Annotated in this window: 1 protein-coding gene; it reads left to right on the top strand. The window is 40.3% G+C overall.

Going from position 1 to position 385, the window contains the following annotated elements; translation table 11 throughout:
* Position 1: 1 nt before the first annotated feature.
* Positions 2-385: GNAT family N-acetyltransferase (locus AB4512_RS24050; protein ID WP_372176005.1), on the top strand; the 384-nt coding region annotated here is incomplete at its 3' end.

Raw genomic sequence — 385 nt, forward strand, 5'->3', positions numbered from 1 at the left:
GATGGAAAGTGAAAGGCTCAAATTAACCTCTCCATCATTAAAATACAGCGAAGAGATGTTTGAGGTGATAAATGAGTGCAAGGCCGAGTTTTCCCTATTCTTACCTTGGGTTTCTGATTCTCTAACTAAAGAGCAGCTAGAACTTAACATTCAAGATGCTACCAATAATTTCGCCATCTTTACTGGCGAGTTCTGGTTCAATATTATTGAAAAGCAAACAGGGGCATTTATCGGGGCTATTGGTTTTATGATCAGAGACGATACTGTCCCTTACTTTGAAATCGGCTATTGGTTGCGAACATCAAAAACGGGCTTGGGTTACGTGAGTGAAGCTGTCCGAATTATCGAAGAGTATGCATTCATTCAAAAAGGTGCGAAAAGAGTC

The organism is Vibrio sp. 10N.222.52.B7 (assembly GCF_041474275.1).
Classification (GTDB): Bacteria; Pseudomonadota; Gammaproteobacteria; order Enterobacterales; family Vibrionaceae; genus Vibrio; species Vibrio crassostreae_C.